The following is a 6,543-nucleotide window of genomic DNA, read 5'->3' on the forward strand; positions in this document are numbered from 1 at the left end:
TGATCCGCTGCGGGTTTTTATCAATATACAAAGAAAAAGCGGCGCACCGTTGGCGCGCCGCTGTAAATCATATTTCGGCTCGCCTACAGGTCTTCGGCGCGGTTCACGATCCGCTCGATTTCCTTTTTCACAAGGCGTTCGATCATATAGGGAAGGTTTTCGTCAAGCCATTCCTTAAGCAACGGGCGCAACATATCACGCACCAGATCTTCAAGCGTGATATGGCCTGCATTAAGGCCAAGGGCAACTGCACGTTTCTTTGCAACGGCTTGCGCCAAATCCGAGATGGTTCCGGTTGCCGTGTTTTCGGTAACACGCGAAATCAGCGGCTCGTCATCTTCGTCGTCCTCATAAACCGCTGGCATTGCCGGTTCGGGCTCGTCGAAGTCATCAATCGGGTCTGCTTCGGGCTCTTCGAATTCGTCTTCTTCCGGGGTTTCATCGAAATCGAGCATATCGTCGAGTTCGAGCTCTTCCTCGGGTTCGTCAAGTTCGAGTTCTTCGGGTTCTTCGTCGAATTCGAGTTCTTCAGGCTCTTCGTCAAGTTCGAGCTCGTCGATCTCTTCTTCTATTTCCGGTTCGAGCTCTGGTTCAGGTTCCGGCATCGGTTCTGGTTCAGGAGCAGCCTGTTTCTTATCGTCATCCCCTTCATCAGCAAGAATCTTGCGGATGGACTGGAGGATGTCCTCCATTGAAGGTTCTTGTTGCCCGTCACTCATTTTTTAACTTCCGCACTAGATTTCATTACCGAACCGCCCTTCTCCCCAAGGTCCAACAGGGCCCGAAGGCCCTGCCAGTATTCAGGTCAGTCCGTTCCCCACCACTGATCCTTGACTTTATTGTAGTTGGATTCAGTGTCATAAATTTCGACCGGAAGGCCGAGAACCTGCGCATTCAAGGCACCCATCGCTGCCTTGACCTGGAATTCGGCAACCGCGGCATCACGGCGCGAACCAACAAGGTTTACGCGTGCCTGCAGCAATTCCTGTTCCTGATCCAGAACATCAAGAACGGTACGCGAACCGACAGATGCTTCACGCTGAACACCATCAAGGGCGACTTCGGCTGAAGCGACCTGTGCCTGCTGGGATTCGATGCTGGCACGTGCCGTCACGAGGGTTTCCCAAGAGCTGGTCGCATTTTCAATCACGGCACGCCGTGCCTCATCAACCTGTACACGGGCCTGCCCTGCGGTTTGCTTGGCCGCACGGACCGATGAATAAACTGCACCCTGCTGATAAAGTGGCACGGTAACCTGTGCGAGAATTTCTGCATTATCAGCAGTCAAATCCTCCTGCGAGGATTCGTAAGCACGCTGTACCCCGGCGGTCAGATTGACTTCCGGATAAAGCGATCCTTCGCTCAGCCGGATGTCAGACTTCGCCGCATCTTCAGTATACTGTGCCTGAACCACATCGGGATGCTGTTCCTGGGCAATCGCCAGAACATCCGTAACACTGGTTGGCAAACCAGCCAGCGGATTCGGAATTTCAAGATTATCGGGCTTGTTACCCACCAGACGCTCGTACTGGGCGCGGGTATTGGCAAGGTCGCCCTGCGCCGAAATCAGGTCTGCCTTGGAACCGGCAAGACGGGCTTCGGCCTGCGAGACGTCTGTACGGGTTACTTCACCGACCGAGAACCGGTCACGCGTTGCTTCGAGCTGACGTTCTAGAACGCGGACGTTATTCTGGTTAAGTTCGACAACTGCCGTATCACGCAAAACGTTGAAATAGGCCGTTGCGACCTGCAGCAATACATCCTGTTCAGAAGAACGAAGGGCTGCACGTGCAGCACGGATACGCGATTCCGCTCGATCAGTTTCAGCAACGGTACGACCACCACGATACAGTGGCTGAACAACTTCTGCGCCAACAGTATAAGGCGTCAGACTGTTGTCGGTTTCAGTACCATTTTGATCAGTATCCAAGTCCCGGAAGCCAGCTTCGCCAGAAAGCGAAACGTTCGGGCGCCAGTTTGACAGCGCCTGCGACACTTCTTCATCCGTCGCACGGAGCGACGCACGACCGGCTTCCAGCGTCGGGTTGCTCTGATACGCCTTGATCAAAGCTTCTTCAAGGCTCTCTGCAGAAGCCCCATTGGCAACGATGCCACCAGTGGCCAGAATACTGCAGGTCAGCAAGAACCGTTTTAACATTTATCTACCCTTGTAAGATCCTACACCAAGTCCCGACCCCGGCGCAGTTTCGCATATGGTAACGACGGAACGAATATTTTCCAACAAAAGAGGCATTTGTTTGAGAAAAAATAAAAATGCCGACCTTTTTCACCATCAAATTATCAATCGTAACGTGTCATATCCGGGTCGATTTCCAACGCCCAGACATCTATACCGCCAGCAACATTAAAAACATCTTTAAATCCGCGATCCTCAAGCAGCATTGCGGCATGGCGACTGCGAACGCCATGATGGCAAAGAAGTGCAACCGCTTTTTCGGGGGCAAGTTCCCCTGCCCGATCCGCCAATTCGCCCAAAGGTATATGGATCGCGCCCGCGATTGCGCAAATCTCCAATTCCCAATCTTCGCGCACATCAACAAGTACGAGGGGATTGTTTCCTTCAAGACTTGATGCCAGTTCGCTGCATCGAAGATCGCGCACCATTTACCTGCTCTATTTTCCTGATCGGGTTGCTGAACCGGTTTACATAAAATTTTGCCCGGAGTTTCCCCGGGCAAAACAAAATCATATCAGAACACGAAACTTTCTGCCGGTTCGAACCCGGGAAGATAGGGAATGTTGGCATCGAACAGGTCACGATGCCCAACGACCCCGTTTTCACGTTCATAAAGACGCGCAACACCAACCTTGCCAGGTGCCCGAACGACAACCAGCAAACGACCACCCTCGGAAAGCTGATCAAGAATGTTGGCTGGAACTTCGGCAACCGCACCGTCAAAGACGATCACATTATACGGCGACTGCTTGGCGTAACCCTCGGCCAGATTGCCTTCTACCACGATGACATTGTCATAGCTGTGCGCCTGGAATGTCTTTTCAGCGATGGATGCCATTTCCTTATCGCTTTCGACCGCAACCACGGTTTCGGCTACACGCGATAGAACCGCCCCCGTATAGCCATAGCCCGCACCGATCACCAGGGCGACGTCGCTCCGTAAGATTTCGGCAGACTGCATCAGGCGCGCAATTACCATCGGCTCCATCGCATATCGGCCATTTCCGACAGGAATATCTTCATCGACATAGGCAATGCCGCGTTTACCTTCCGGCAGGAACAGTTCGCGCGGAACCTCCTCCATCGCAGCGATGACCAAGGGATCGGTGACCTTGTTGGTTCGAACCTGATTTTCCACCATGTTACGGCGCGCGATTTGGTAATCCATGTTTATCTGACCTGAAAATTCTCGCGAGAAAAAGCCTGCAACCGGTCTTTGTCCCCAAAACCACGTCACAGATGTTGCCCTGTTTATAGTCAGCACATGGGCAACTGACAACAACGGATCAATAGGATCAGGGCAATTATTCGCCAAAAGTCATTGTAATGACGCCCACAACGCGCTGTACGCTATTTTTCGGCAGCGCACATCAACCACCCGAGCTGCTTTTTACGACGTAAATATAGCGATACTGACGATACAGATCAAAGTGCCCCTTTCGTTAAAAATATAGCGTTGTCAGACTTGAAAACCTTATTACGTGTAGCGACATAAAAATTTGCAACCTATACACACATATACATTCACCAAAAGTATTAACTTACTATACAATAGAATTAGATATACATCCTTATGGAAGGCCATGAAGGCCGACTGCAATTGCATCGCGTGAAACAGTGGGGGGATAATTATTGCCATGCGTGACAACGGTCCTGTAACGAACCGTGAAGTCTTGATGATGGACGGGGATATCCTCGTCTCCAGAACAGACACCGGTGGAAAAATCGAGTTCACCAACCAGTCTTTCGTCGATATCAGCGGCTTTTCCGCCGATGAACTTAATGGTGCACCTCACAATATCGTCCGCCATAAAGATATGCCCAAGGAAGCATATGCTAATTTGTGGTCGACCATCAAAAGCGGCCTTACATGGCAGGGGTTGGTAAAAAACCGGACCAAAAATGGTGACCATTATTGGGTGCGTGCCAACGTAACCCCTGTAATAGATAACGGTGAAACCATCGGGTATATCTCGATCCGCACGAAACCCAGTGAAGCTGAAAAGAAGCGCGCTGAATCGGTTTATGCTGACCTTCGCAACGGCAAGACTTCAAATGTCGGCCTAGAGTATGGTGAAATTGTTGAAACCAACAGTAAAGTGCGACTTGCCAACTTTATCTCGAGCATCAAAGGAAGCCTGACCGTTGCCTTCGGCACCATGATTGTATTGATGCTGATTATTGGCGGATATGGTTTATGGGTTGAATATAAGACCGAACAATCATTGGACAGTCTTTACAAGAATCGTGTCCAACCTCTGAACCTTCTGAAGCAGATTTCAGATGATTATGCCGTTTTTGTTGTCGATGCTTCACATAAAGTTCGCAATGGCAATTTTGACTGGCAGGCAGGAATCGAAAGTCTGGATCAGGCTGAAAAGCGCATAAAAGAGAATCTGGCGATTTATAATCAGCGTGAACTTGGCGACCAGGAAAAACCGTTTATGGCACAAGTTCAAAAGATGCTGCCCGTAGCAGACGAACTCGTGACCCGCCTTCGGAAAATCTTTCAGGTTAAAGATGTCGAAGCCCTTGATGCACTGGTTAAGAACGAGCTTTACCAAAAGATTGATCCGCTGACCGAACAGATCGGCAATCTATCGGTTGTACAGAACGAAATTGCCGGTTCACGTGTCGCAGCCGCGGAAGAAGATTTCTATTTGGCCCTGATCATTGAGGCACTTCTAATTGTGGTGGCCACTGTAATGACGATCTTCTATGGCATGTGGCTGGTTCGTAAGCTGCGACATCCTCTTGAACGCATGAACGTTCATTTTGAAGCCATCGCCCGAAACGATACCGGACATAACATCGACATGCCATCTGTGGCAGACTTCAAACCGGTAACACAGCAACTTCGCGCACTGCATGCAAAACTGGCTTATGCCAAGCTTGAACGTGAAGAAAACGAAGCGAAGTCGAATGTGCAACGTGTCGGTGCTCTTCGCGGTCTGGCCGAAACTGTTGAAAGAGAACTTCAGAAAGTTGTTCAGTCGATCATTGATCAGACATCGCGCCTGAATGCATCAGCAGGAGAAATGGCCGGATCGTCGGGACGTGTATCAGCAAACTCCGAAAGTGTCGCGGCCGCGGCTCATGAAGCATTGGCCAATGCGGAGACCGTTTCCGGTGCGTCAGAGGAACTTGCGGCATCAATCCGAGAAATCACCCGCCAGATCGACGAAGCAACCACCATCACCGCCGAAGCCAACATTGCCGGAGAAAGTGCAGAGCAAACCGTGACGTCACTAAAAGACAGCGTGGACAAAATCGGTGAAGTCGCCGAATTAATCAGCGATATTGCAGCACAGACAAACCTTCTGGCATTGAACGCAACGATCGAAGCTGCACGTGCCGGTGACGCAGGCAAAGGCTTTGCAGTTGTTGCACAGGAAGTCAAAAACCTGGCCAACCAGACCGCAAAATCGACAGAGGAAATCACCCGCCAGCTTGGTGATATTCAGAATGTCACCGGATCGGTTGTATCCGCGGTGCAAAAAATGACCGACAGCGTCCGACGCATTGACGAAGTTGCATCCAACGTCGCGGTCAGTGTCCGTCAACAGGATGATGCTACCCAGGAAATCGCGCGTAACATCGTACAGACCGCACAGGCATCAAACGAGGTAACCGAAAAGATCGGTGACGTTGCACGTGAAGCCGATGAAAACCTTAGCCGCGCCGAACAAATGAACAAGATTGCCGCCGAGGTCGATGCAAGCATCGCGGAACTTCGCGCAAGTCTGGTTCGAATCGTTCGCACGGCCACTCCTGAAGTAAACCGCCGCAAGGATCCGCGCCATAACCTTCAGCTTGGCGTTTCGGTGACGGTTGCCGGCAAGACGATCAAAGGTCAAACCATCGATATCTCGAAGGGTGGCACCAAGGTTAGTCTGGTGGAGCCTGTCAAATCCGGAACCAAGGGCACAATCCGTATCGATGGGCCAAACATTACCCTGTCGTTCGAGGTTGAGCACGCACTTGATACCATTGCGAACCTTGATTTTGCTCCCGCCAAAGAGCGCGACACTGTGCTTGGGCCATGGCTTGAAAAGCGTGGCGGACGTGCCTCCGACTGATCGCATGGCATAAAATAAGCTTCAAAGGGGGCGTTTCTCGCATTTGCCTGAACGGCTCCTTTATTTTTGGGTTACTGGACAAGCCACTGGTTAAAAAATGTAAATTTGGGTGCTTGACGGCCTGTATTCGATAGGGCTATACACCGGCCAGCCAACGCGAAGGCGCGATGGCGGAGTGGTTACGCAGAGGACTGCAAATCCTTGCACGCCGGTTCGATTCCGGCTCGCGCCTCCACTAATCCGGCATAGCTCAGTTGGTAGAGCAAA

The 6,543-nt window shown here is 51.2% G+C and carries 5 protein-coding genes and 1 tRNA gene; 2 read left to right on the forward strand and 4 right to left on the reverse strand.

Annotation, left to right across the window (positions count from 1 at the left end; genetic code table 11):
• Positions 1-83 precede the first annotated feature (83 nt).
• The 4 genes from TH5_RS11840 to TH5_RS11855 all read right to left on the reverse strand — a co-directional run bounded on the left by TH5_RS11840 (position 84) and on the right by TH5_RS11855 (position 3,365).
• Positions 84-692, reverse strand: coding sequence for a DUF2497 domain-containing protein (locus tag TH5_RS11840; RefSeq protein WP_114122039.1), 609 nt, complete (start codon positions 690-692; stop codon positions 84-86).
• Positions 693-805: 113 nt separating this feature from the next.
• On the reverse strand, positions 806-2,158 hold the full coding sequence (locus tag TH5_RS11845; RefSeq protein ID WP_114122040.1) for a TolC family outer membrane protein: 1,353 nt from the start codon (positions 2,156-2,158) through the stop codon (positions 806-808).
• A 143-nt stretch (positions 2,159-2,301) separates the two neighbouring features.
• Positions 2,302-2,625: a rhodanese-like domain-containing protein gene (locus TH5_RS11850; RefSeq protein WP_114122041.1), complete on the reverse strand. Its 324-nt coding sequence runs from the start codon at positions 2,623-2,625 to the stop codon at positions 2,302-2,304.
• 86 nt (positions 2,626-2,711) lie between these two features.
• On the reverse strand, positions 2,712-3,365 hold the full coding sequence (locus TH5_RS11855) for a protein-L-isoaspartate O-methyltransferase family protein (RefSeq protein ID WP_114122042.1): 654 nt from the start codon (positions 3,363-3,365) through the stop codon (positions 2,712-2,714).
• Positions 3,366-3,834: 469 nt separating this feature from the next.
• Between TH5_RS11855 and TH5_RS11860 the strand changes: the two genes are divergently transcribed.
• On the forward strand, positions 3,835-6,276 hold the full coding sequence (locus TH5_RS11860) for a methyl-accepting chemotaxis protein (protein WP_114122043.1): 2,442 nt from the start codon (positions 3,835-3,837) through the stop codon (positions 6,274-6,276).
• A gap of 161 nt (positions 6,277-6,437) precedes the next feature.
• A tRNA-Cys gene (locus TH5_RS11865) sits at positions 6,438-6,511 on the forward strand.
• Positions 6,512-6,543 lie beyond the last annotated feature (32 nt).

Origin of the sequence: Thalassospira xianhensis MCCC 1A02616, assembly GCF_003326475.1 — a bacterium.
Lineage (GTDB): Bacteria > Pseudomonadota > Alphaproteobacteria > Rhodospirillales > Thalassospiraceae > Thalassospira > Thalassospira xianhensis.

Bases quoted from the DNA above. Each gene is read 5' to 3' on its own strand.
- TH5_RS11840 (WP_114122039.1), bottom strand. From the start codon at position 692: ATGGAGGACATCCTCCAGTCCATCCGCAAGATTCTTGCTGATGAAGGG.
- TH5_RS11845 (WP_114122040.1), bottom strand. From the start codon at position 2,158: ATGTTAAAACGGTTCTTGCTGACCTGCAGTATTCTGGCCACTGGTGGC.
- TH5_RS11850 (WP_114122041.1), bottom strand. From the start codon at position 2,625: ATGGTGCGCGATCTTCGATGCAGCGAACTGGCATCAAGTCTTGAAGGA.
- TH5_RS11855 (WP_114122042.1), bottom strand. From the start codon at position 3,365: ATGGATTACCAAATCGCGCGCCGTAACATGGTGGAAAATCAGGTTCGA.
- TH5_RS11860 (WP_114122043.1), top strand. From the start codon at position 3,835: ATGCGTGACAACGGTCCTGTAACGAACCGTGAAGTCTTGATGATGGAC.